Annotated in this window: 18 protein-coding genes; 9 read left to right on the forward strand and 9 right to left on the reverse strand. The window is 71.2% G+C overall.

The window, feature by feature from the left end:
- Positions 1-58: 58 nt before the first annotated feature.
- The 3 genes from OHA64_RS43305 to OHA64_RS43315 form a co-directional block, all read right to left on the reverse strand.
- Entirely contained in the window at positions 59-664 is a 606-nt protein-coding gene (locus tag OHA64_RS43305; RefSeq protein WP_405622684.1) for a hypothetical protein, read from the reverse strand.
- Positions 665-855: 191 nt separating this feature from the next.
- Complete coding sequence (locus OHA64_RS43310) at positions 856-1,683, reverse strand: MOSC domain-containing protein (RefSeq protein WP_405622685.1); 828 nt, start codon at positions 1,681-1,683, stop codon at positions 856-858.
- Between the two features lie 42 nt (positions 1,684-1,725).
- The gene (locus OHA64_RS43315) at positions 1,726-2,175 is read right to left on the reverse strand and encodes a DUF6643 family protein (RefSeq protein ID WP_405622686.1); all 450 of its coding nucleotides are present in this window, start codon (positions 2,173-2,175) and stop codon (positions 1,726-1,728) included.
- Between the two features lie 294 nt (positions 2,176-2,469).
- Between OHA64_RS43315 and OHA64_RS43320 the strand changes: the two genes are divergently transcribed.
- Positions 2,470-3,741 carry a TerD family protein gene (locus OHA64_RS43320; protein WP_405622687.1) on the forward strand — a complete coding sequence of 424 codons (1,272 nt, stop codon included), beginning with the start codon at positions 2,470-2,472 and terminating at the stop codon, positions 3,739-3,741.
- Between the two features lie 4 nt (positions 3,742-3,745).
- On the opposite strand, the gene OHA64_RS43325 is transcribed toward OHA64_RS43320, so the two are convergent.
- Entirely contained in the window at positions 3,746-4,966 is a 1,221-nt protein-coding gene (locus OHA64_RS43325; protein WP_405622688.1) for a glycosyltransferase, read from the reverse strand.
- A gap of 16 nt (positions 4,967-4,982) precedes the next feature.
- On the opposite strand from OHA64_RS43325, the gene OHA64_RS43330 reads away from it, so the two are divergent.
- Both OHA64_RS43330 and OHA64_RS43335 read left to right on the forward strand, forming a co-directional pair.
- Positions 4,983-5,768 carry a glutamate racemase gene (locus OHA64_RS43330; RefSeq protein WP_405622689.1) on the forward strand — a complete coding sequence of 262 codons (786 nt, stop codon included), beginning with the start codon at positions 4,983-4,985 and terminating at the stop codon, positions 5,766-5,768.
- A gap of 69 nt (positions 5,769-5,837) precedes the next feature.
- Positions 5,838-6,374, forward strand: a complete 537-nt coding sequence (locus OHA64_RS43335) for a hypothetical protein (protein WP_405622690.1) — start codon at positions 5,838-5,840, stop codon at positions 6,372-6,374.
- Positions 6,375-6,493: 119 nt separating this feature from the next.
- Here the strand turns inward: OHA64_RS43335 and OHA64_RS43340 are convergent, their stop codons facing one another.
- Positions 6,494-7,567 carry an O-antigen ligase family protein gene (locus OHA64_RS43340; RefSeq protein WP_405622691.1) on the reverse strand — a complete coding sequence of 358 codons (1,074 nt, stop codon included), beginning with the start codon at positions 7,565-7,567 and terminating at the stop codon, positions 6,494-6,496.
- A gap of 243 nt (positions 7,568-7,810) precedes the next feature.
- Here OHA64_RS43340 and lnt point away from each other — a divergent pair, with 243 nt between their 5' ends.
- The 4 genes from lnt to OHA64_RS43360 all read left to right on the forward strand — a co-directional run bounded on the left by lnt (position 7,811) and on the right by OHA64_RS43360 (position 13,050).
- Complete coding sequence (lnt, locus tag OHA64_RS43345) at positions 7,811-9,421, forward strand: apolipoprotein N-acyltransferase (RefSeq protein WP_405622692.1); 1,611 nt, start codon at positions 7,811-7,813, stop codon at positions 9,419-9,421.
- Between the two features lie 68 nt (positions 9,422-9,489).
- The gene (locus OHA64_RS43350; RefSeq protein WP_405622693.1) at positions 9,490-9,969 is read left to right on the forward strand and encodes an NUDIX hydrolase; all 480 of its coding nucleotides are present in this window, start codon (positions 9,490-9,492) and stop codon (positions 9,967-9,969) included.
- Between the two features lie 55 nt (positions 9,970-10,024).
- Positions 10,025-10,825, forward strand: a complete 801-nt coding sequence (locus tag OHA64_RS43355; protein ID WP_405622694.1) for a 3-hydroxybutyrate dehydrogenase — start codon at positions 10,025-10,027, stop codon at positions 10,823-10,825.
- A gap of 74 nt (positions 10,826-10,899) precedes the next feature.
- Positions 10,900-13,050, forward strand: coding sequence for a helix-turn-helix domain-containing protein (locus OHA64_RS43360; RefSeq protein ID WP_405622695.1), 2,151 nt, complete (start codon positions 10,900-10,902; stop codon positions 13,048-13,050).
- A 102-nt stretch (positions 13,051-13,152) separates the two neighbouring features.
- Here OHA64_RS43360 and OHA64_RS43365 read toward each other — a convergent pair whose 3' ends face one another.
- Positions 13,153-14,535 (reverse strand): MFS transporter, encoded by a 1,383-nt coding sequence (locus OHA64_RS43365; RefSeq protein ID WP_405622696.1) that lies wholly within the window; start codon positions 14,533-14,535, stop codon positions 13,153-13,155.
- Between the two features lie 726 nt (positions 14,536-15,261).
- On the opposite strand from OHA64_RS43365, the gene OHA64_RS43370 reads away from it, so the two are divergent.
- Together OHA64_RS43370 and OHA64_RS43375 are read left to right on the forward strand one after the other, a co-directional pair.
- Positions 15,262-16,020 carry a thioesterase II family protein gene (locus OHA64_RS43370; protein WP_405622697.1) on the forward strand — a complete coding sequence of 253 codons (759 nt, stop codon included), beginning with the start codon at positions 15,262-15,264 and terminating at the stop codon, positions 16,018-16,020.
- A 1,237-nt stretch (positions 16,021-17,257) separates the two neighbouring features.
- Positions 17,258-20,047 carry a LuxR C-terminal-related transcriptional regulator gene (locus OHA64_RS43375; protein WP_405622698.1) on the forward strand — a complete coding sequence of 930 codons (2,790 nt, stop codon included), beginning with the start codon at positions 17,258-17,260 and terminating at the stop codon, positions 20,045-20,047.
- Between the two features lie 56 nt (positions 20,048-20,103).
- Here OHA64_RS43375 and OHA64_RS43380 read toward each other — a convergent pair whose 3' ends face one another.
- Genes OHA64_RS43380 through OHA64_RS43390 form a run of 3 tightly spaced genes read right to left on the reverse strand, consistent with a single transcriptional unit; the run spans position 20,104 to position 24,249 of the window.
- A complete protein-coding gene (locus OHA64_RS43380) occupies positions 20,104-22,203 on the reverse strand; it encodes an FAD-dependent oxidoreductase (RefSeq protein WP_405622699.1) in 2,100 nt (699 codons plus the stop codon).
- A gap of 37 nt (positions 22,204-22,240) precedes the next feature.
- Entirely contained in the window at positions 22,241-23,083 is an 843-nt protein-coding gene (locus tag OHA64_RS43385) for an SDR family oxidoreductase (RefSeq protein ID WP_405622700.1), read from the reverse strand.
- Complete coding sequence (locus tag OHA64_RS43390) at positions 23,080-24,249, reverse strand: acyl-CoA dehydrogenase family protein (protein ID WP_405622701.1); 1,170 nt, start codon at positions 24,247-24,249, stop codon at positions 23,080-23,082. Before OHA64_RS43390 ends, OHA64_RS43385 begins: the two co-directional genes overlap by 4 nt.
- Between the last annotated feature and the right edge of the window lie 36 nt (positions 24,250-24,285).

Genomic DNA, 24,285 nt, shown 5'->3' on the forward strand with positions numbered 1-24,285 from the left:
TCGGCCGGTCCACCGTAGCGTGCGCGCAGACGGTGGGTTGACCAGAGCCGGAAGGCCGTCAGCTGCCGGTGCCGGTCCTGCCCCAGTCCGGGCCCGCCCGGTCCCAGGCCCGGTCCCAACGGGCGTACCGGCGACGGACCATGCGCCAGAGCGCGAGTCGCCTGCCGGCCTCGACGACGCCCGCGGTCAGCAGGGCCGCACCGACCCCGGCGAGCACGGCGTGGGTCGTGGCGGTGGCGGAGTCCAGCGGGCGGGCCGCCATGCGGCCGTGCCGGTCCGTCCACAGGGTGAAGTGGTCGCCGCGGTGGGGGCTTCGCAGGGCGGCCAGCACGGTGCCGTGCTGGGCCGTCCCGTCCGGTCCGGTCCAGTCGGCGGTCACCCGGCTGCGCAGGTCCCGCCCGGCGCTGGTCTCGGGGTCGGTGTCCAGTGGGGAGCGGTCCAGTTCGCGGACCACGGTCGCGGTCACCTCGTGACGGGACTCGCGCTGCTCGCGGACGGAGCGCTGCAACGCGTCCTGGGCGACGCCGCCGACCAGCCAGCCGAGCACGGGGCCGGCGACCAGGACCAGCAGCAGAGCCGCCAGACACAGCCAGGCCTCGGCCAGATCGGTTCCCCGGCGCAGCGGGTTGTGCCGCCAACGCCAGAGCCCGGTGATTGCTCGCACCGTCCCGCACCCCCTTCCCGCTCCGTGATAACCCCCGACGCAGCTGTTCACGCGCGGACCCGGTCAAAGAGAGAGCGAAATCACCAGCGCCGGGACCTCTCATGAACTTCTCACGGACATCCCAACGCCCGGGCCCCCGGGCCGGGTTCCCGGGACCTTCATCGGAGCGGCTGCCGGGCGGGGTTCCGGGCCTATTCGAGGACGGTGACCGGATCGCCGACCCGGATCGTGCCGCGGGAGCGGGGCACCAGGTTCTGCCCGAAGACGAGCCTGCCGTCGATACGGCGGTGCCGGCCGAGGGTGTGCAGGGGTTCCCGGCCACGGTCGGCGGTGGCCTGGTCGGTCGTGGTCACGACGCACCGGCCGCACGCCTTGGCGACGCGGAAGGTGACCTCGCCGATGGAGACGAGCGACCAGTCGTCCTCGGCCCAGGCGGCGGTGCCCGCCACCACCATGTTCGGCCGGAACCGGTTCATGGGCAGCGGGCCCTCGTGCGCGTGATCACCTTGTGCGATCAGGGAGTTGAGGGCGTCGAGGGAGGCCGCGGAGGTGAGCAGCAGCGGAAAGCCGTCGGCGAAGGACACCGTCTCGCCGGGCAGCGCGTACCGCGGGTCGACCGGCCTTCGCGCGGCCGGGTCGTCCATGTGGACCAGACGCACGTCGATGCCGAGATACGCGCTGCACCAGGCGTGCGCCGCCTTGCCCTCCGCCAGGACCCCCTCGACCTTGTCCCGGAAGATCTCCACGGGCACCGTGCCGCTCGGCCTCGGAACGGGAACCGTCAACGATTCCATGCCGGGCGCGGACAGGCGGACGCCGCCGCCGGGCAGGAGCTCGGCGACGGCGGGCGCGAGGCGTGGTTGCTGGCGTTGTGTGACGACCTTTCCCCCGTCGTCCATCAGCACCCAGCGACGGTCTCCGGCCAGCCCCCAGGGCTCCACCTCGGCCTCCGGGAGCGCCAGGCCCCGGAATGCCTTGACCGGATGAACGTGAATCGACTGCAAGCGCGCGTTCCCCATGAGGCCATCGTGCCAGGAGGCACGGACAACCCCGCGGCCGCGTCAGTAGCCGCCTCGGTACTGCTGCTGCTGGTTGTACGGGTCCTGGTAGTTCGGCTGCGCCGGGCGCGGAGCGGCGGGGCGCATCGCCTCGTAGCCCGTTCCCATGCCCGCACCGGGACCCGCGGGGCGCGGTTGCTGAGGCTGCTGGTTCGGGTAGCCGCGCGGCATGCCGGCCTGCTGCGGGATGTACGCGGCGGGCGCCTGCTGGAGCGGTGCGGGCTGCTGCGCCTGCGGGTAGCCGTAGGAGGGCTGGGAAGGGCCTGCGGGAAGAGCGGGCAGTGCCGACGGCAACGCGGGCAGATGACTGCCCGGCGTGGCGTACTCGGCGGGGACCCGGATCGGGGCGATCTGCGGGGTGCCCCGCTCGGCCACGAGCGAGTCGTAGATCGGAGTGTCCGGGAAGGAGGCGGAGTAGTAGCCGCCGCCATAAGTGGAGCGGGGGGAGGTCATGGCACATAAGTTAAGCCCACGATGTGCTGGTTGGGGAGACCGATAAGAGGGTTGTTTTCCGTGCCGGGGGTGACGTGGGACCCCCAATGCGAGCGAACTTGGCAAAAAGGGGCGGCGCGCACGGCGACTTTTCGGTAAAGGCAGAGTTCCGGGAGGGTTACCGGTGGGTCGGGGCCCCGGCTTCCCGTGCTGCTCATGGGAGTTCGCCGTTCCGGGGAATAGGTTGAACCTGTAGACAACCCGACGGGACTGCCCGGGCACGGCCTGGCGCGCTGACACGTGATGGGGGCAGGCATGTCGATGCCGAAAGGATCCAACGCTCAGGTGCCGACGACGGCGCTGCGCGTCGAACTGGGCTGGCGCTCCGGACCGGGCGTGCCCGACGCCGACGCCTCGGCGCTGCTGCTGGTGGCCGGAAAGGTCCGTTCCGACAGTGACTTCGTCTTCTACAACCAGCCGGTGCACTCCTCCGAGGCGGTCCGGTACGAGGGCAAGCGGGAGGCCGGCGGCAGGGTGACCGACACGCTGCTGGTCGACCTGGCGCGTGTGGAGCCCTCGATCGAGACCGTGGTCCTGGCCGCCTCCGCCGACGGCGGTACGTTCGCTGCCGTCCCCGACCTCTACATCGAGGTCAGGGACGCCGAGCGGGACACGGTGGCCGCCCGATTCGAGAGCGCCGGTGCCACCGTCGAAACCGCTTTCGTGCTCGGTGAGTTCTACCGTCGGCAGGGCGCCTGGAAGTTCCGGGCGGTGGGCCAGGGCTACGGCAGCGGTCTGGCCGGCCTCGCCACGGACTACGGCATCACCGTGGACGAGCCCCAGCACGCCGCCCCGGCTCCCGCGGCACCCGTCGTGCCCCCTGTCACCGCACCTCCAGTGACCTCGGCACCGCCTCCGCCACCCCCCTCGGCACCGCCCGCGGCACCCGTCCGCCTGACGAAGGTGACGCTCACCAAGGCGGCCCCCTCCGTCTCGCTCACCAAACAGGGCGGCACCTCGGGTGCCCTGCGTGTGAACCTCAACTGGGAGGTCCACAAGCAGTTCACCGGCTGGGGCAGCAAGCTAGGCCGTGCGATCGCCACGCACGCGGACCTCGACCTCGACCTGTGCGCCCTGTACGAACTGAGCGATGGCAGCAAGGGAGTGGTCCAGGCTCTCGGCAACGCCTTCGGGGACCTGCACAGGCCGCCGTACATCCACCTCGACGGTGACGACCGCACCGGCGCTGTCACAAGCGGCGAGAACCTCACCGTGAACCTCGACCACACGCAGGCCTTCCGGCGCGTGCTCGTCTTCGTGACCATCTACCAAGGGGCGCGCTCGTTCGCCGACCTGCACGCCACGGTCACGCTCCAGCCGCAGCACGGCGCCCCCGTCGACTTCTCCCTCGACGAGTGCACGGTCCCCTCGACGGTGTGTGCGCTCGCCCTGATCACCAACACCGGCAGCGACCTGGTGGTGCGGCGCGAGGCCCGCTATCTGGTGCCCGAGCGCGGTGTGAGCCCGCAGCGGACCGTCGACCGTGCCTACGGGTGGGGCATGAACTGGACCCCTGGACGCAAGTGAGCGCTCAGCTCTCCTCGCCGACGACGGTGTCGGGACGCGTGTAGGTGCGGCCCTTCCAGGCCGCGCCGCGCCCCCGGTAGTGCTGCACCGCGGAGTCGACCGTCATGAGCAGATAGAGGAACGCGGTGAAGGGCAGCAGGGGAGCGAGCCACAGCGGCTGCCGGTAGTGACGGAGCATCGGGACGTACGTCCCGGTCATCACCGACCAGGCGAGGCCGCCGAGGATCACGGCCGCCGTCCACCCCGTGGCGACGCCCACGACCAGGGCAACGGGCGGCACCAGATACACCAGCGCGAGTCCGGCCACCGTACCGGCGAGCAGCAGCGGGTTGTGCCGCAACTGCGCGTACGCGCTGCGCGACACCATCCGCCACAGGTCGTGCAACCGCGGATACGGGCGGACGCTTTCCACCCGCTCGGCCAGCCCCAGCCAGATGTGCCCGCCGCCGCCCTTGACAGCCCGCGCGAGCGCCACGTCGTCGATGACGGCGTGCCGGATGGCGTCCGGGATCCGCGCCCGCTCGGCGGCGTCGGTGCGCAGCAGCACGCAGCCGCCCGCCGCGGCCGCCGTCCGCCCCCGCTTCCGGCCGATCCGGCGGAAGGGGTAGAGCTGCGCGAAGAAGTAGACGAAGGCCGGTACCACCAGCCGTTCCCACAGGCTCTCGACCCGTAGCCGCGCCATCTGGGAGACGGCGTCGAAGCCGCCCGGGCCGGCCGCCGCGACCAGCTGACGCAGGCTGTCCGGCGCGTGGGCGATGTCGGCGTCCGTCAGGAGGAGGTACTCGGGGTCACGCGCTCGTGCCAGGCCGATACCGTGGCGCACCGCCCACAGCTTGCCGGTCCAGCCCGCCGGCGGGTCGCCCGGGGAGGTCACGGTCAGCCGGAGCCCGCCGTGTCGGCGTGCCAGCTCACGGGCCAGTTCCCCGGTGCCGTCCGTGCTGCCGTCGTCGACGAGGAAGACCTCGGCCGGCCCCGGATAGTCCTGCGCCAGCAGCGACGGCAGGCTCGCCGGCAGCACCGCGGCCTCGTCGCGGGCGGGAACGACGACGCAGACGGCCGGCCAGGCCTCCGGTTCTCGCCCAGGCGGCAGCCTGACGTCCGTACGCCAGAAGAAGCCCTGACCGAGCAACAGCCACAGCCAGGCGGCGAGTGATCCGGCGGCGATCCACACGATGGCGCTCACGCGCGCAGTCTGCCCCACCGGCCCGCCCCGCAAGGGGGCCATCGTCTATCGTGGCGGGGTGAAGATCGCGCTCATGGACTCCGGAATCGGTCTGCTGGCGGCCACTGCCGCCGTACGGCGTCTACGACCCGACGCCGATCTGGTGCTCTCCCTCGATCCCGACGGAATGCCCTGGGGCCCGCGGACCACGGAGGATCTCACCCGGCGCGCCGTGGCCGTCGCCGAGGCCGCCGCCGCGCGGCGTCCCGACGCCCTGATCATCGGCTGCAACACCGCCACCGTCCACGCCCTCCCGACCCTGCGCGCCCGTCTGGAACCCGACATACCGGTCATCGGCACGGTCCCCGCGATCAAGCCGGCCGCGGCCGGCGGCGGCCCTTTCGCGATCTGGGCGACGCCCGCCACCACGGGCAGCCCCTACCAGCGCGGACTCATCGAGGACTTCGCCGACGGCGTGCCGGTCACCGAAGTGCCCTGCTACGGCCTGGCGGAAGCGGTGGAGCACGCGGACGAGGCAGCCGTCGAGGCCGCCGTGGCCGCGGCCGCGGCGCTGACCCCCAACGACGTGACGACGGTCGTCCTCGGTTGCACCCACTACGAGCTGGTGACCGAGCGCATCCGCGCGGCCGTGCAGCGCCCCGGCTTCCCCCCGCTCGTCCTCCACGGCTCGGCCGGGGCGGTCGCCGCCCAGGCCCTGCGCCGGCTGGGTGAGCAGCCGGCCCCGCGGGCTACGGCCGACGGCACGCTGACGGTGCTGCTCAGCGGCCGCGAGGGGGTCCTGCCCGAGTCGGCTCTGGCCTACGCGGAAGGCCGGCTCCTCAAGGCGGTCAGCCCCGCGCAGTGACCCCCGCCCGGGCCAGTGACTCTCCGCGACGAGCTGGCGGCGCAGCGAAACCTGAGTAGTCTCATAGCCATGAGGGACCACCCCCACGGCGAGAACACCCCGCACCCCGACGTCTGGACCGGGCACGCATCCAACCGGATCCAGTGGCTGCTCGCGCTCGGCGGCGCCGCCTGCCTGGCGCTCGGTATCCAACTGGCCGTCGACTCCCAGTGGACGTCCGGCATCGCCCCGCTCGTGATGTCCGTCGTCGGCTGCATCGCGGCCGGACTGCTGGTTCTCTTCGGCACTCTCGCCTTCGTGAACGTCGCCCTGAAGGTCGACAAGGAATCCCTGGAAGTGCGCTGCGGCCACATCGGTGTGCCGCGCCGCCGGATCCCGCTGGCCCATGTCGCCGGCGCCGAGTTCGACCCGCACGTCACCCCTCGCCACTGGGGCGGCTGGGGTTACCGCTGGCGTCCCGAGAAGGGCACCGCGGTCGTCGTACGCCGGGGCGAGGGTGTGGTGCTGCAACTGTGGGACGGCCACACGTTCACCATCACCGTGGACGACGCCGAGTCGGCCGTACGGGTCATCAAGGACCGGCTGCGGTCTGGAGCCGCGCGCTGAGCGCAGGGAGCACCGAAGCGCGTTCCGCGTTGTGTTCCGAGCCGCGTCGGGCCCACTGACTGTCCGGAGTCCGAAGGACCGAGCCGTATGGGTTGCGCGGTCCCGGGCCGCACCCGGGGTCACGGCGCCAGGCGGTCGCCGCGAGGGCTTGCGTCCGTCCGGTGCCGGGCCGGCTCGTCGGCCAGCGGACGGGCCGTGGCCAGTCCCGCCAACAGTCCCGCCGCGACGGTCACCGTGGTGAAGCTCAGCGCGTTGCCCAGGCAGGCGATCGCCGCGACCGCCGTCAGCGCGGCCCCCGCGGTCAGGGCGACCGGTGTGGGACGCCGGGTGCGCCACAGCGCGTAGAGCATCCAGCAGAAGGCCGCGACCAGCAGCATCACGCCCACGACTCCCTGCTCGGCCGCCTGCTGCAACGGCGCCGAGTGCGGCTTGCCGTCGGAGAGCAACGTCCGGGTCGCCGTCCCGCTGAGCTCGCCGAAACGCCCCGGGCCCACGCCGACGGCCACCTCCCCGCGTGCCATCTGCAGGGCGTCGTGCCACAGCCCGACCCGGTGCGGGGTCAGCCGTCCCTCCAGCGGGACGCCGAGCTCGCCCGGCACCGCGTCACCGGCGACCGCCCAGGTCAGGCCCGCCGCCAGGATCGCGGACAGGGCCAAGCCGGCGATAGCGGGACCGCGGTGACGCATCCGGCCCGCGGCGAGCGAGCACAGCAGCACCGCGACGCACGCGGCGAACCCGCCGCCCGAGCCCAGCACCGCCGCGATCACCGCGATCCCGGCCGCCAGCGCCCGCAGGGCCATCCGCAGGACGAGGGCGTCGGTGGCCCAGGCGGCACAGCACGCGGCACCGGTGGACAGGGCCAGCAGCGCGGCGACACCACCGGCGTCCCCGAGCGGTGTGATGATCTCGGGCCCGGGGGAGAGGCGCGGCAGCCCCACCGTCAGGCCGAGACCGGCCAGGGCCCAGGCACCCGGCGCGGCGACCGGCAGCAGAGCCCCGCAGATCCGGCCCGCGGCGTATCCGGCGGCCACCGCCAGGATCGCGAGCAGCACACCCTCCGGTCGACCATCGTGGACGGCAGCCGTGATCAGGGCCCAAGCCGCGCAGGCCCCCAGGATCACGACGCCCGCCGCGTCGGAGCCGTTTCGTCTGTCGTCGTCCGCCGCCGACCCCGCACCGGCCGCAGACGTCATCCCCGTGGAACCCACCCCGCCCCCCGAACCCGGTCGCCCCCGACCTGCGTCGTCCCCGTCTCTGTCGGGCATTACCGGCCCGTACGAACAAGGACTGGGGCACACCGTAACCGCTGATGGGCGGTTTGTGGACAAGTGGGACCGAGTTCCGCAGGAACGATTGGCCGAAGTGCCCGCCGGTGACCCCTGGGACGGGACGGGCCGCGTTGTCGGCGCCGAGGTCGGCCGCCGTACACTCCCACAGTGACCGTCACCGCAACCTCCGTGGACGAGTCGGACCAGGTAAGGCCGCCGACCGCGCCCGCATCGCGCCGGGCGTGGCTCCTGCGACTCGTTCCGGCCGTCGCCGCCGCGCTCTCCGGGGTGCTGCTCTACGTCAGTTTCCCGCCGCGCACTCTGTGGTGGCTGGCCGTGCCGGCCTTCGCCGTCCTCGGGTGGGTGCTGCGCGGGCGCGGCTGGAAGGCGGGCCTCGGTCTCGGCTACCTCTTCGGTCTCGGTTTCCTGCTGCCGCTCCTGGTGTGGACCGGTGTGGAGGTCGGCCCCGGCCCCTGGCTCGCGCTGGTGGTCATCGAGGCGGTCTTCGTGGCGCTGGTCGGCGCGGGCGTCGCCGCGGTGTCGAAGCTGCCCGGCTGGCCCGTCTGGGCGGCAGCGGTATGGATCGCCGGAGAGGCGGCACGCGCGCGTGTGCCCTTCCACGGCTTCCCCTGGGGCAAGATCGCGTTCGGTCAGGCGGACGGCGTGTTCCTGCCGCTCGCCGCGGTGGGCGGCACCCCGGTCCTCGGCTTCGCCGTCGTCCTGTGCGGCTTCGGCCTCTGCGAGATTGTGCGGCTGGCCGTGGCGGCACGGCGTACGCGCGTCGTACGCCGGTCGGCGGCGGCCGTCGCTCTGCTGAGCGTGGCGGTGCCGGTGCTGGGTGCGGTGGCCGCCCGGTCCTTGGTCAGCGACAAGGCCGAGGACGGCAGCGCGACCGTCGCGGTCATCCAGGGCAACGTGCCCCGCGCAGGACTGGAGTTCAACGCCCAGCGGCGGGCCGTGCTCGACCACCATGTGCGCGAGACGGAACGGCTGGCCGCCGACGTCAAGGCCGGCAAGGTGGCCAGGCCCGACTTCGTCCTGTGGCCCGAGAACTCCTCCGACATCGATCCCTTCGCCAATGCCGACGCGGCCGCCGTCATCGAGGAGGCGGCCAGGGCGATCGGCGTGCCGATCTCGGTCGGCGGCGTCGTCGAACGCGACGGCAAGCTCTTCAACGAGCAGATCCTGTGGGACCCGGTGAAGGGGCCCGGCGACACGTACGACAAGCGGCAGATCCAGCCCTTCGGCGAGTACCTGCCGCTGCGCTCGCTCATCGGGGCGATCAACAAGAACTGGACCTCCATGGTCGGCCAGGACTTCAGCCGGGGCACCGAGCCGGGCGTGTTCGACATGGACGGTGCCAAGGTCGGCCTGGTCACCTGCTACGAGGCGGCCTTCGACTGGGCCGTGCGTTCCGAGGTCACCGACGGCGCACAGATGATCTCCGTCCCCAGCAACAACGCCACCTTCGACCGCAGCGAGATGACCTACCAGCAGCTCGCCATGTCGCGGGTGCGCGCCGTCGAGCACAGCCGGACCGTCACCGTCCCGGTGACCAGCGGTGTCAGCGCGATCATCATGCCCGACGGCAGGATCACGCAGAAGACCGGCATGTTCGTGCCCGACTACTTGGTCCAGAAGGTTCCCCTGCGCTCCTCGCAGACGCCCGCCACACAGCTGGGCATCCTGCCGGAGATCGCCCTGGTGCTGGTCGCCGCGGGCGGACTCGGCTGGGCGATCGGGGCCGGTGTGCGCCGTCGACGCGCCGGGGCCGTGTAGCCGTACGCCCGGCGCACGCTCAGCGAAGATCAGCGGAGTCATGTGACCGGCCCGTTAGGGTCGGGGCCATGGCTACTCCTGACTTCATCACTACGCTGCGGACCTCCATCGGCAACGACTTGCTCTGGCTGCCCGGCGTCAGCGCCGTGGTCTTCGACGACTTGGGGCGCGTGCTGCTCAACCGCCGCTCCGACACCGGCACATGGTCGCTGATCGGCGGTATCCCTGAGCCGGGCGAGCAGCCGGCGGCGTGTGCCGTGCGGGAGGTCGAGGAGGAGACGGGCGTTCTCTGTGCGGTGGAGCGGGTGATCGTCGTGCAGGCGCTCAAGCCCGTCACCTACGACAACGGCGATGTGTGCCAGTTCATGGACATCTCCTTCCGCTGCCGTGCCGTCGAGGGGGAGGCTCGGGTCAACGACGACGAATCGCTGGAAGTGGGCTGGTTCGCGGTGGATGCCCTGCCCGAGCTGAGCGAGTTCGCGCTGCAGAGGATCAAGCTGGCCCAGTCGGACACCCCCACATGGTTCGCCCCTACGAGTTCCGACTGAAGTATGGGTGGTGACCATATGGGGCGGGAGACGGGTGCTGCCTAGGGTCGGGGGCATGACCGCTCGTAGTGCCCTTCCGGGACCCCACTCCTCCACGCTCGACCTCGGCGGCCGCACCGCCCTCGTCACCGGTGCGGCCGGCGGCATCGGCCGCGCCTGCGCGTTGCGGCTTGCCGCCGCCGGGGCCAAGGTGAGAGCGGTCGACCGGGACGGCGCCGGTTTGGAGACGCTCGCCGACCAGGGCCGGGACCTCGCCGGCACCGTCGAGCCGCATGTGCTCGACCTCACCGACCTGGACGCCGCCGAGCTCGTCGCTGCGGGCACCGACGTCCTCGTCAACAACGCCGGGCTGCAACTGGTGCGCCCCATCGAGGAGTTCCCGCCCGACGTCTTCCACACCATGCTCACCGTGATGCTGGAGGCGCCCTTCCGGCTCATCCGCGGCGCCCTGCCCCACATGTACGGGCAGGGCTGGGGCCGCATCGTGAACGTGTCCTCCGTGCACGGTCTGCGTGCCTCGGCCTACAAGTCGGCCTATGTGATCGCCAAGCACGGTCTGGAGGGGCTGTCCAAGACGACCGCCCTGGAAGGCGCACCCCATGGGGTCACCTCCAACTGTGTGAACCCGGCCTATGTGCGCACCCCACTGGTCGAGACCCAGCTCGCCGACCAGGCCCGGGCCCACGGCATCCCCGAGGAACGCGTGCTGTCCGAGGTGTTGCTGCAGGACAGCGCCGTCAAACGGCTGATCGAGCCGGAGGAGGTCGCGGAGGCCGTGGCGTACCTGTGCGGCCCGCACGCCTCTTTCGTGACCGGCACCTCGCTCGTTCTCGACGGCGGCTGGACCGCCCACTGAGCGGTCGCCCCACTCGCCCGCGGAGTTTTCCACAGGGCGGAACGGACGGCCGAGCGATGGGGAATCCTGTGAGCATGTCCCGCGATCACCTGCACTCAGTCGAACGAGCCGGTACCGGCGGTGCCACCGGTGCGCCGGGCTCCGGCGCGTCCGCCGCCGATGGGCCGACCGACGGCGGGCCCGGCGCCGGCAGGCCGGGCCCGAGCGCGCCGGGCGACGGCCCCGGGGCGCCGGGCCTCGACGGTGCGGGCGCCGCGCCAGGGTCCGGCAGCGGTGAGTCGCCCGTGTCCGGTGGCGTCGAGTCATCAGTGTCCGGCAGCGGTGAGGCGTACGCGCCCGGCAGCGCCGAGGCGCCGTTCCTGGAGCTCCTCGCCCGGGGTGCGTCCGCCGACGCCTACGAGCAGCCGGTTCTGATCGCCCGTGCCGAGGGGCGGTCGGCCGAGGAGGTCGCCGCGCTGGAGGCGGTCAAGCCGCTCGCGCTGCGCGTCCGCTCGGAGCTGGAGGGCCGGCGCCGACGGGAGGCCGAGCTGTCCGCGCTCTTCGAGACCGCCCACGACCTGGCCGGGCTGCGCGACCTGGACGCGGTCCTGCCGGCGATCGTGCAGCGCGCCCGCTCGCTGCTCGGCACGGACGTGGCGTACCTCAGTCTCAACGACCCGGCGCGTGGCGACACCTACATGCGGGTCACCGAGGGCTCGGTCGCGGCCCGTTTCCAGCAGCTGCGCCTGGGGATGGGGGAGGGACTCGGCGGCCTCGTCGCCCAGACGGCCCGGCCGTACGTCACCGACGACTACTTCAAGGACGACCGCTTCCAGCACACCCTCGTCATCGACGCGGGCGTGCGCGACGAGGGCCTGGTCGCCATCCTCGGGGTCCCGCTGACGCTCGGGTCCCATGTGATCGGGGTTCTGTTCGCGGCGGACCGGCGGGCCCGGGTCTTCGAGCGGGAGCAGATCGCGCTGCTCGGATCCTTCGCGGCGCTGGCCGCCGCCGCCATCGACACCGCGAACCTCCTCACCGAGACCCGCTCCGCACTCGGCGACCTGGAGCGCGCCAACGAGATCATCCGGGACCGCAGCGGGGTCATCGAGCGCGCCTCGGAGGTCCACGACCGGCTCGCCGAACTCGTCCTGCGCGGCGGCGGAGTCCACGACGTGGCCGCTGCCGTCTCCGAAGTCCTGGACGGCACGGTCGAGTTCACCGAGCCCGCCGCGGCACCCGCCCGGGCTGTGGAGGTGTCCCGCGCCGAGGGCCACGCGGTACGGCACGCGGACGACTGGATCGCCGCGGTGGCCGCCGGCGGAGAACTGCTCGGAGCGCTGGTGCTGCGCGGCCACCCCGGACTGGACCCCGTGGACCAGCGCACCCTGGAGCGCGCGGCCATGGTCACGTCACTGCTGCTGCTCGCCCGACGCTCCGCCGCCGAGGCAGAACAGCGGGTGCGCGGCGAACTGTTGGACGACCTGCTGGACGCGCGGGACCGTGACCCGCGGCTGCTGCGCGAGCGGGCTTCCCGGTTGTCCGCCGATCTCGACGCCGCCCATGTGGTGCTCGCCGCGCGCCTGGACGATACGGCGGCCGACGCCGACCAGGAGGCTGCGGCCCGCCGGCGTCTGTGGTCCGCCGCGTCCCACCTGGCCGCGACCCGGCAGGGTCTGGCCGCCGCCCGCGACGGCGGCACCGTCCTGCTGCTGCCGCTGGAGCCTGGCGACACCGCGACGGAGGTGGCCCGCCGCACGGCCCGTCACCTAGGCACCGCCGTGCACGAGTCGGTCACCGTCGGAGCCTCCGCCCCCGTCGAGGACCTCGCCACCCACCTGGACGCCGTGGCCGCCGCCTACCAGGAAGGCCGACGCTGCCTCGACGCCCTACGACTGCTGGGCCGCTCCGGTGACGGGGCCGCCGCCGAGGACTTCGGCTTCCTTGGTCTCCTGCTGGCCGGGGACCGGGACATCGAGGGCTTCGTCGACCGTACGATCGGCCGGGTCGTCGCATACGACGAACGGCGCGGCACCGACCTGTCGCGCACCCTCGACGCCTACTTCGCGTGCGGAATGAGCCCGGCCCGCACCAAGGACGAACTGCACGTCCATGTGAACACGGTCGCTCAGCGGTTGGAGCGGGTAGCCCGACTCCTCGGCGACGACTGGCAGAGCCCCGCCCGGGCTCTGGAGATCCAACTCGCCCTGAGACTCCACCGGTTGTCGGGCGCGGGACGGCGCTGACCCCCGTACACACGACCGTACGGGGGCCGGATCGGATCTGTCGCTCGCATCCGCCCCGCGGGCTCGGACTCGCCGGCCGGACCTGGTGGGGGTGGGGGGAGCTCAGACGGCGCGTGCGTCCGCCGTCTTGGTGGTGGCGGGCTCCGCGTCCGCGGAGGGCTCCACATCGGTCAGGTCCCGGTGTCGGGTCTCCTTGGCCGCGCCCACGGCGACGACCGTGAGGACGGCGGCGGCGATGACGTACAGCGCGATGGGGGTGGAGCTGTCGTAGTCGGCCAGCAGCGCGGTGGCGATCAGGGGCGCGGGCGCGCCTGCCGCGACCGAGGCGAACTGGGCGCCGATGGAAGCCCCGGAGTAGCGCATCCGGGTCGCGAACATCTCGGAGAAGAAGGCGGCCTGGGGCGCGTACATCGCCCCGTGCATCACCAGGCCGACGGTCACCGCGAGGATCAGGTTGCCGAAGCCGCCGGTGTCGACGAGCGAGAAGAACGGGAACATCCACAGGCCGACGCCGACCGCGCCCAGCAGGTAGACAGGACGGCGGCCCACACGGTCCGACAGGGCGCCCCAGGCCGGGATCACCGCGAAGTGCACGGCCGAGGCGATCAACACGGCGTTGAGCGCGGTCTGCTTGGAGACGCCGGCCGAGGTGGTGGCGTAGACGAGGATGAACGCGGTGATGACGTAGTAGCTGATGTTCTCCGCCATGCGGGCGCCCATCGCCACCAGCACATCCCGCCAGTGATGCTTCATCACGGAGACGAGCGGCAGCTTCTCGGCCTCCGCGTGCGCCGCCTTGCGTGCCTCGGCCTGTGCCAACGCCTGCTTGAAGACCGGTGATTCATCGACAGACAGACGAATCCACAAACCGACGATCACCAGTACACCGGAGAGCAGGAACGGGATCCGCCAGCCCCAGCTGCCGAACGCGCTGTCCGACAGAACGGCGGTCAGCAGGGACAGCACGCCGGTGGCAAGGAGTTGCCCCGCGGGCGCGCCGGTCTGCGGCCACGAGGCCCAGAAGCCGCGCCGCCGCGCGTCCCCGTGCTCGGAGACCAACAGCACGGCTCCGCCCCACTCGCCGCCCAGCGCGAAACCCTGCACCAGCCGCAGCACGGTCAGCAGCACGGGAGCGGCGGTGCCGACCGTGGCGTGCGTCGGCAGCAGCCCGATGGCGAAGGTCGCCCCGCCCATCAACAGCAGGCTCAGCACCAGCAGTTTCTTCCGGCCCAGCCGGTCGCCGTAGTGCCCGAAGACCAGCGCACCCAGTGGACGGGCGGCGAACCCGACGGCATACGTCAGAAACGACAGAAGCGTGCCGACCAGCGGGTCCGAGTCCGGGAAGAACAGCTTGTTGAAGACGAGGGCGGCCGCGGAACCGTAGAGGAAGAAGTCGTACCACTCGATGGTGGTGCCGATGAGGCTGGCGGCGACGATGCGCTTGAGGCTGGCGGGGGGTGGGGGAGCGGTCGCGGGGGAGGTCATCGGCACCACTTCCAAGCGGTTGGCGGGGACGTGTTCGTGTCGCCATACCGTAGGAATCCGCAGGTCAGCGGCACATGTGGTGGGGCAACATAGTTCGGGAGTTGGTTATGCGCGTGGCCACCATGCCGACGCATGGAGAGGCGGCTCAGGGACTCGAAGGTGGTCGAAACGAGTGCCGTCCGGGACGCGTAGTTCGGCCTGATTTGAGGGAGCGGTGCTGTCTCCCGTGCTGGTTCGGTGCTGACTGAAATACCACGTCATCACCCCTCTTCACCTGTCCCAACCTGTGCGTGGCGGCTACGGACACCTCATTCGAGCCCTTTGCCCGGAATGCGACCAGGTCTCGACACCGCGGTCTCCTTCGGCAGCGTGGGCATTGCGCCTGCCCAGGGACGCACCGAGCGTCGCGGACTCGAAGTTTAAGGGGGGGCGTGACGCAAAGTAGGGGGCGTATGGGCTGGCAGGACAGGGGTGTTGCGCCGTCCAATAGGTAGGTACGGCCGACCTTCTCCTGAATCTTCTGTGGGGGCAGGGCAGGTGAGGGCCGCAGGGCTCGCGGTACCTGCGGCCTCGTGGGCAGGTACCGCCGCGTCCGGCGTGGGCATACGGGGATCCGGTGGGAGTCGGGGCCGCGCGGGGCGCGGAGTTCGGCCGTACGGATTGCCTGGTCGGCGGAAGAGCCTCCGCAACCAACACGTGAACCAAAACCGAAGGGACACCCCGAGTATGGCGACGAACTCCGATAAGTGGATCAGGCGTTACCACCCCGCCCCGGACGCCCCGACGCGCCTGGTCTGCTTTCCGCACGCCGGTGGCTCAGCGTCGTTCTACCACCCCGTCTCACGTGCGCTGTCGCCCGAGATCGACGTGGTGGCGGTGCAGTATCCGGGACGCCAGGATCGCCGTACGGAACCCCTCGTGAGCAGCATCGAGGAACTGGCGAACCTCATCGTGGTGGAGCTGGAGCCCTGGGCCGACCGACCGTTGACGTTCTTCGGGCACAGCATGGGCGCGTCGTTGGCCTATGAGGTGGCGCTGCGACTGGAAGCCAGGGGAACGACGTTGCTCGGTCTCTTCGCTTCCGGACGCCGCGCACCCTCGCGGTGGCGGGATGAGCGTGTGCACCTGGCCGACGAGGAAGAGTTCCTCGCGGAACTGCGCAACCTCAGCGGCACGGGTCCGGCCGTCCTGGAGGACGAAGAGATCCTGCGGATGATTCTCCCCGCGGTGCGCAACGACTACCGCGCCGCGGAGACCTACCGCCCGGAGCCGGGACGGGTGGGCTGCCCCGTGGTGGTCATGTTCGGGAACGAAGACCCGAAGGTGACTGAGGAGGAGGCCCGCTCTTGGGCCGAGCACACGACGAAGGAAGCCACTTTTCGCCTTTTCGACGGCGGGCACTTCTACCTCAATTCCCACGCACAGCAGGTTATTCAGGAGATCCGGCAGTTCGTCGCGGAATGCGGAGCGGTGGCAGCGAAGTGAAGCGCGCCAACTCGTCGGCCATGTTGGTGACTTGACTGTTGAACATCACGACTATGGGAGGGCGGCTATGGCCTGCGTTCGCGTTTTGGCGAGGGCTTACGGCTTGTAAGTCCAGGAGCGGTACTTCACCGCGAGTCCGACCGGCGGGGCGCAAACGGAACTGCCACGGGGGAAACGGTCCCGATTTATTCGAGGTTCTCCGCGGTGGTGTGCTCACCGCTGGTGATCCGCGACGTACACACGCCGCCCGTGCGCCGGTCGCGGCGCGCTTCACTCGGCCGCCCGCAGCGAGAGTTCGCAAAGCTGAGAGTCAGACGGCGGTCGCCCGTCCCAGTGCTGCGAGCGGTGGCCTGTCACACCAAGGCCTTCGGCGGGCCGGACCTGTAGGAGGCCGTCCGCCACAGCAAGCCTGCCCCGGTGGCGATACTTACCCGTCAGGGTGGGGCACTGAGGGATCGGCTTCGGGCTGAAGCCAGTTGACCTGGCCTAGCACGGCCGAGGGCGGATGGTGGTCATCAGTCGCACTCCTCCCGCCTCGGCAGCCGGCAGACTCCGCATGCCTCCAGCGCCGAACGGCTCCCCACTCCGGCCATGGCAGCTCCCCGCACCTCAACCAGCCACCGTCCTGCTGCCGAGCCCGCGGCGCCGTGGCGCGACATCCCGGACAGTCGGTGCCCTGGTCGGCCTCACTGTCGACGCCGCCTGAGCGGGCCCCGTCCGATGCGAACGGTCGCAAGCCGTGCCTTCTTCTGCTCCGAATGTCCGGATAGCGCGATCTGGGTCCTCGGTTTTGCAGAGTGGCCGTCGAAAGTGAACTCGGGCGACTTCAAACCTTATTCGTTGCTTATCCCGGTCGCGAGTCGGCGAGGTTGTGCCCCGGGGGTAGGTGATGGAGGTCATCGGTGCCATCGACTATGGCGGTGGGGGCATGTTCTCTGCCCTAAAGTTTTACCCAACGGTCCCCTTCGGAGTGGGTGCCGCCCGTGTGCCGCTGTCCGAAAGACTCCTGTCTGAAATGCGACACCATGGAAATGGTTGTTGCTCGGGTTAGCGTGGCACCTGGAACAGTGTGAACGGCTTTCAGGGAAGTTGCATGAGCTCCTTATGTGATGTTCGCTCCTGCGGGGCGGAATGGCGGCAGTCCAAATGTGACGCAGGGGGAGGCATGACTCGGGAGCTGCCGCCGGATTGCTCTTCGGTTGGTTCCGGTCCGCACGCGGCATCGGGAACCGCGCTGATGGAACGCGAGGAGCAGCTCGCGCGCGTCCGAGCCTGGTTGGCCTTCCCACAGTCGGCGGCGGGGCAGGTGATCCTGCTGGAGGGGACCGTGGGAGCGGGCAAGACGGAGTTCCTGCGTGAGGTGGCGCAGTGCGCCCAGGGCGCCGAGGCCATCCTCCTGAATGCCGTCTGCTCCTCCGAGGAGCGGGATCTGCCCTTCGGGGCACTCAGTCAGCTGTTCGACAGCCCGGCGCTTCCCGTGGAACTGCGCAGACGCATCTCCCCGGTACTGCGCGGGCTCATGGGGTCGACCCGGGTTGAGAGCATGCACAAGGCCGTGGAGCGCAACAGGGCCGAGATCCTGTACGACCTCTTCCTGCCCGTCACGGAACTGGCTGCCACGACACCGGTCGTGGTGTGCGTGGATGACATCGACCACATGGACGTGGCGTCACAGCAGTCCCTGCTGTATCTGGTCCGGCGGCTGAGCTCGGCACCGCTTCTGATGGTGCTCACCGAACTGGCCGAGTCGAGCGGGACCCACTCCCCGTTCCATGCCGAACTTCTGCGCCATGCCTCCGTCGTGTCCGTCCGGCTCGCACCGCTCTCTCCACAGGCCGTGCGCACCTTGATGGGTCGGCGCCTCGGAGCGGGAGCGGCCCGGGAGCTGAGTGACGACTTCCTCGCCTACAGCGGTGGCAACCCGCGGCTGCTCGGCGCCCTGATCCACGACGAGCGGCTCGGCGGAGAGGCCCGGCAACAGGGCTACGGCCGCGCGCTGTTGAACTGCCTGCACCGCAGTCAGCCCGACACACTGCGGGTGGCTCGCGCCATGGCGGTCTACGGCGACGAGGCCTCGTCGGAGGAACTCGGAGTACTGGTCGACGCGGACACGGGCACCGTCGAGCGGGCGCTGCGCACCATGACCGAGGCCGGGCTGCTGAGAGACGGCCGGTTCCGGCACGTGCTGGCCGCGCGCACCGTGCTGGACGACCTGCCCGCCGCGGACCGCGTGCAACTGCATCACCGGGCCGCGCGACTGCTCTACAACCGGGGTGCCGCGGTGGCCGACGCCGCCCATCACCTGGCCGAGGCCGGTCAGGTGCCGGAGCCCTGGGCGCTGCGCGTGCTGCTGGAGGCGTCTTCGGAGGCGCTGCTGCAGGGTGCGGTGCAACGTGCTCTGCGGTACCTGAACTCGGCCCAGGGGGCATGTACGAACGAGAGAGACCGGTGGGCGATCCGGGCCAGGCTCGCTCAGGCCGAATGGCAGCTCAACCCTTCGGCATCGCTGCGGCACCTGATAGCGCTCACCGAGGCGGTCCGCAGCGACCAGCTGGATCCCCACGAGACGATGCTGCTCGTGCGACAACTGCTGTGGCTGCACCGTACCCAGGAGGCCGCCGACATCCTTTCGCTGCTCCGAAAGCGGGCGGCGCGTCTGCCGTCCGCGGGAATCGCGCCCCCGCCCGGCACGCCGAAGCATCCGGCTGAGCTGCACGACATGGAGGTGTGGCTGGCCTGTACGTATCCGCCGCTCGCGGGACGGGTGCAGAGCGGCCCCGTGACCACCGGCCCCGAGGGCGCGCCCGCCACCCGGGGCCGGGCCTTCTGGCTGCAGTCGATCGGCGCGCTCTCCGGCGGCCTCGTCCGCAGGCGCAGTGGAGAGATGCAGGAGTGGGCCTCGCACGTCCTCGGTCAGCTCGACCTCAACCACAACGCCCCCTGGGCCGAGGAAGCGACCCTCCTCGCGTTGATGTCGCTGGTCTACAGCGGCCGGCTGAGCGATGCGGCCAATCGGTGCCGGAGCCTGGACGAGCGCCGGAACGGGCGTCCCTCCCCGATGTGGCAGGGCATCCTGGACGCCGCCGAGGCGGAGATCCGGCTGCGACAGGGCGATCTCAGGGAGGCGGTGAAGCGCGGCGTGTCGGCCCTGGAGCATGTGTCCGTCCAGGGCTGGGGCACCGCGGCCGGCCTGCCGCTGGGCACCCTGATCCTGGCCCACACCCGCATGGGGGAGTTGGACGAGGCCACGGCGCTCGTGACCCGCGGCATCCCCGATGAGATGTTCCAGAGCCGGTACGGACTGCACTACCTGTATGCACGGGGGCACTACTACCTGGCCATGAACCGGACGCGCGCGGCGCTCGGAGACTTCCTCTCCTGCGGGGAACTCATGGGGAAGTGGGGCATGGACCTGCCCGGCATCGTGCCTTGGCGGACCAGCGCGGCCGAGGCGTGGTTGCTGCAGGGCAACCGCGACCAGGCCAAGCGCCTGGTGAAGGACCAGCTGGCCCTTCCCGGTCCGGAGGACACCGTGAGCCGGGCGCTCGCCCTGCGCCTGATGGCCGTGTTCAGTTCGCCGGGTCAGCGCCCGCGCCTGCTGAGCGAGGCCGCCGACACCCTGGAGGCGGACGGCTGCGCCTACGAACTGGCCAGGACGCTGTCCGACCTGGGCCGGGCCTACCACGCGCTGGGCAAGCACCGCCGGGCGCGGGTGATCATCCGCCGTGCCTGGAGAGTGGCGCACCTGTGTCAGGCGGAACCCCTGTGCAGGGAACTGCTGCCGGACACCAGCGGTGAGGCGGGCCCTCCTCAGGACGAGGAGAGAGCGACGGCCGTCGCCTCGCTGACCAACTCCGAGCGCAGGATCGCCTCCATGGCGGTCATGGGGTACACCAACCGGGAGATCGCGGAGAAGCTGTTCATCACTCCCAGTACGGTCGAGCAGCATCTGACCCGGGTCTACCGCAAGCTGGCCGTCAAGAACCGCCAGAGTCTGCCGGGCTGTCTGCGCGGTGAATCCGGCTGACCCGCCCGGCCCGACGGTGCCGCGCCCCGCATCGGCCGAGGATTCCGGGTCCCGCACTACCCGCTCCGTCCCGACCTCCTCGGCTCGGCCCGTTCCACGATGCGGTGGGCGGCGCGCAGTCCTTGCGCGGTGGCCCGGACAGCGTTGAGCGACCGGGCGTCGGCGGCGCCACCGGCGGTCTCGAAGGGGACCCCGGCCCGGTCGAGCACGGCGGCCACCTCCCGTCGGCTTTCCTGGCCGGTGGCGAGGACGACATGGTCGGCGGCGACCAACCGCCGTTCTCCTCCTGTCTCGACGACGACCACACCGTCCCGGGTGATCTCCTCGTACGTGACGTCGGTGAGCAGGCGTACTCCGCGAGCGCGCAGTTCTTCCATGACCACCCACCGGGTGGACGGGCCGATTCCGGCACCGATCCTGCCGCTGCGCCGCATCACGGTGAGCTGACGGGAACCACCGGCCGGGGCAGCGGTGGTCCGTGACATGGGGACGGCTTCCGGCGGTGCGGTCATGGCGCGGGAGGCGAGGAACTCCTCCGGGGTCAGGGCGGGGGAGGAGCCACTGGTGAGGAGGTGCGCCAGGTCGATCGCGATTCCGCCGCCGCCGATGATGGCGACGCGCGGACCGAGGGCGCCGGGGTCGGCGAACGCCCGGGCGTAGTCGAGGACATGCGGCAGGTCGACGCCGGGAAGGTCCGGCCGGCGCGGGCGGACCCCGGTGGCGAGGACCACTCCGTCCATGGTGCGCAGGACGGGCACGTCCCGCGCACCGATACGGTGCCCCAGGTACACGGGCACGTTCAGATGGTCGAGTTCCTGCTCGCGCTGTCGTACGGTCGCGGCGAAGTCCGCCTTGCCCGGCACCCGGGCGGCCAGCCGGAACTGGCCGCCGGGCTCGTCGGCCGCCTCGTAGACCTCGACCTTGTGCCCGAGTCTCGCCAGGGTGCGGGCCGCCTCCAGTCCCGCGAGCCCCGCGCCGATCACGGCGTACCTGCCCCGGGGCGCGGGAGACTGCCGGGCCGGGAACTCACGCTCGTGGCCCGCCCGCGGATTGACCAGGCAGGACACCCGCTCGGTGCCGAAGGACCGGTCGATGCATGCCTCGTTGCAGGCGATGCAGAGGTCCACCGATGTGCTCGACCCGGTACGGGACTTGTCGACGATGGCCGGGTCCGCGAGGAACGGGCGGGCCATGGCCACCAGATCGACGTCGCCCTGGGCCAGCACCTCCTCGGCCTGCGCGAGCCGGTTGAAGCGGTTGGAGGCGATGACGGGCACCGTGCCGTGACCCGCCGCCCGCAGTGCCCGCTTGACCCGCTGGGCGTACACGGCCCAGGTGCCCGCCGGTACCTGTGCCTGCACGGTCGGTACCGGGGACTCGTGCCAGCCGACGCCCACCGCGAGCGCGTCGGCGCCGGCTCCGGCGAGCTCCACGGCGAGCGCGGCCGTGTCCTCCCACGACGTGCCGTCGTCCACGAGGTCGGCACCCGACATCCGGAAGAGCACCGGGAAGCGAGGTCCCACCGCGGCCCGTACGGCCCGCAGCACCTCGACGGGGAAGCGCCGGCGCCGCCCGGCGTCACCGCCCCAGGCGTCGTCGCGCCGGTTGGTGAGGGGCGCGGTGAACTGATTGATCAGATAGCCCTCGGAACCCATCACCTCGACGGCGTCAAAGCCCAGCTCGTACGCCGCTTCCGCCCCCCGGGCGAACGCGGCGACCGTCCCGGTGATCTGTTCCTCCGTCATCGCCCGTGGAACGGTGCGGGAGAACCGGCTGTACACGGCGGACGGCGCGAGGGGCCCGGAGCCGTCCGCCCCGGAGGTTCCGGGCAGCGCGTACCGCCCGGCGTGGAAGAGCTGGAGGGCGATGAGGCCCCCCGCGTCGTGCACCGCGCGGGCGGCCAGGCGCAGCGCCGACCGGTGCTTCTCGTCGGCGAGCACCCCGTATCCGGGGCCGCCGGAACCCGCCGGGTCCACCGCGGAGCCGCCCGTGACGATCAGGCCGGCGCCGCCCCGCACCCGTTCCGTGTAGAACGCGGCCAGGGCCGCGCCACCGTCGTCCAGGGTCTCCAGGTTCAGGTGCATGGCACCCATGACGATGCGGTGCGGCACTGTCAGGCCACCGATCACGCAGGGCCTGAAGACCTGGTCCAACACCTGCCATCCCTCTTCTCGGTCGTTCGGGTCGTTCCGTTCAGGCGTCGCGCGTCGGCCGGGGCGGCAGCGCCAGCGCCTCACCCGCGTCCGCGAAGAACGGGGGCGCGACGACGCTGAGCCCGCCGTCGACCACGAGGGTCTGCCCGGTGATGTAGCCCGCCCCCTCGCCGAGGAGGAAGGCGATGGTGTCGGCCATCTCCCGTACGGTGCCGGGACGGCGCGCGGGGATGCGGTCGAGGACGCCCTGCATGGGCGGCATGCCCTCCACGTTGTAGAAGAACTCCAGCGAATCGGAGTCGATCAGGCCGCCGTTGACCCCGTTGACGTTGATGCCGTAGGGCGCGAACTCCACCGCCATGTACCGCACCCACGACTCTATGGCGGCCTTCATGCCGCCCAGCATCGCGTAGGTGGGGTAGGCGCGGATGGAACCGTAGGAGGACAGGGCGACGATCCGGCCGCCGTTGTCCATCAGCTTCACGGCCTGTTGCGCCCCCAGCACGAACGGCCGCAGGTTCATCGCGTACGAGCGGTCCAGGTGGTGCGGGCCGACATCGACGATGCTCTTGAACGCGCTCGCCGCGGCGTTGGAGACGAAGTGGTCGAGCCGCCCGCAGCGCTGCGCCACCTCGTCGAACAGCGTGGTGACGCCCTCGGTGGTCTCTATGTCCGCCTGGACCGCGAAGCCCTGACCACCGGCCTCCTCGACCTCGGCGACGGTCTTGTGAGCCAGGTCCGCGTTCTTCTTGTAGTTGACGACCACGGTGCCACCGCGTTCGGCGAGGGTGAGGGCCAGAGCGCGGCCGATGCCGCGTGAGGCCCCGGTGATCAGCGAGACCTGCTCGCGGTCGGGCGTCTGCTGGTGGTGCGGGCTGTTCATCGGATCGTTCCCTCTCCGTCCCAAGACGTTGTGCGCTGGAGCAACTCGCGGAAGACGACGGCCTTCTGCACCTCGTTGGTGCCTTCCTCGAAGCGCTGGGCACGCGCGTCGCGGTACACCCGCTCGATTTTCTGCGACTTCCAGTAACCGAGCCCGCCGTGCACCTGGAGCGCCTTGTCGGTGACGTTCGTCAGCATCGTCACCGCGTGCATCTTCGCCATCGACGACTGCATCGACGCGTCGTCCGCCCCCTCCTCGAAGCGGCGCGCCGCGTGCAGGACCAGCTGCCGTGCGGCCTCGATGTCCGCCGCGTTCTCGGCGAGCATGAACTGGATGGCCTGGCGCTGGGTCAGCGTCTTGCCGAAGGTCACACGGTTGCGGGCGTACTCGACGGCCAGCTGCTGGGCGCGTTGTGCGAGCCCTACGCAGCTCATCGCCACGGAGATCCGGGACGGGGTGAGGAAGCCGCCGAGGAACACCTCCAGGCCCTGGCCCTCCGCACCGAGCCGGTGGTCGACCGGCACCGGGGCGCGGTCGAAGGCCAAAGACGCATGGTCGGTACCCGTGACGCCCATGGTGTTGGAGGTGTCCTCGACCGTGACGCCCGGGGCGTCACGAGGTACCAGCAGGGCCACCGTGCCCTCGTGCCCGGTGCTGCCCTCGACCCGGGCGGCCAGCAGGTAGTAGTCGCAGCGCACCCCGAAGGTGATCAGGTGCTTGCGTCCTGAGAGGTAGTACGTGTCGCCCTCGCGCACCACCGAGGTGGTGATGTCCGCGCCGGTGCCGTTGCCCGGTTCGGTGAGGGTGAAGGCGATCTTGATCTCACCGGTGACGGAGGGAACGACGAAGCGCTTGCGCTGCTCGTCGTCGGCGTGGCCGTCCATCGATCGCCAGATGCCGTTCACCACGTGCACGATCATGCGTACGGATCCGTGCGAGCGGGAGAAGACCTCCATCAGCTCCATCCAGCGCGCGAAGCCCAGACCTTGGCCGCCGTACTCCTCGGGAGCGGCTATCCGCAGAAACCCCAGGCCGTTCAGCTCGGCCCACAGCTCCTCGGGCACCTGCCCGGTCTCCTCGATGCGTTCGGCCCAGCGCTCGCCGGGCCCCTCCACCCACTGTTCGACCCGGGTACGCAGTTCGTGGAACTGCTGCTCGTCCGTCATGTGCCACCTGTCCTTGTTCCGTCGTTCCGGTCCGCT

Source organism: Streptomyces sp. NBC_00076, assembly GCF_045041235.1.
In the GTDB taxonomy this organism is placed as follows: domain Bacteria; phylum Actinomycetota; class Actinomycetes; order Streptomycetales; family Streptomycetaceae; genus Streptomyces.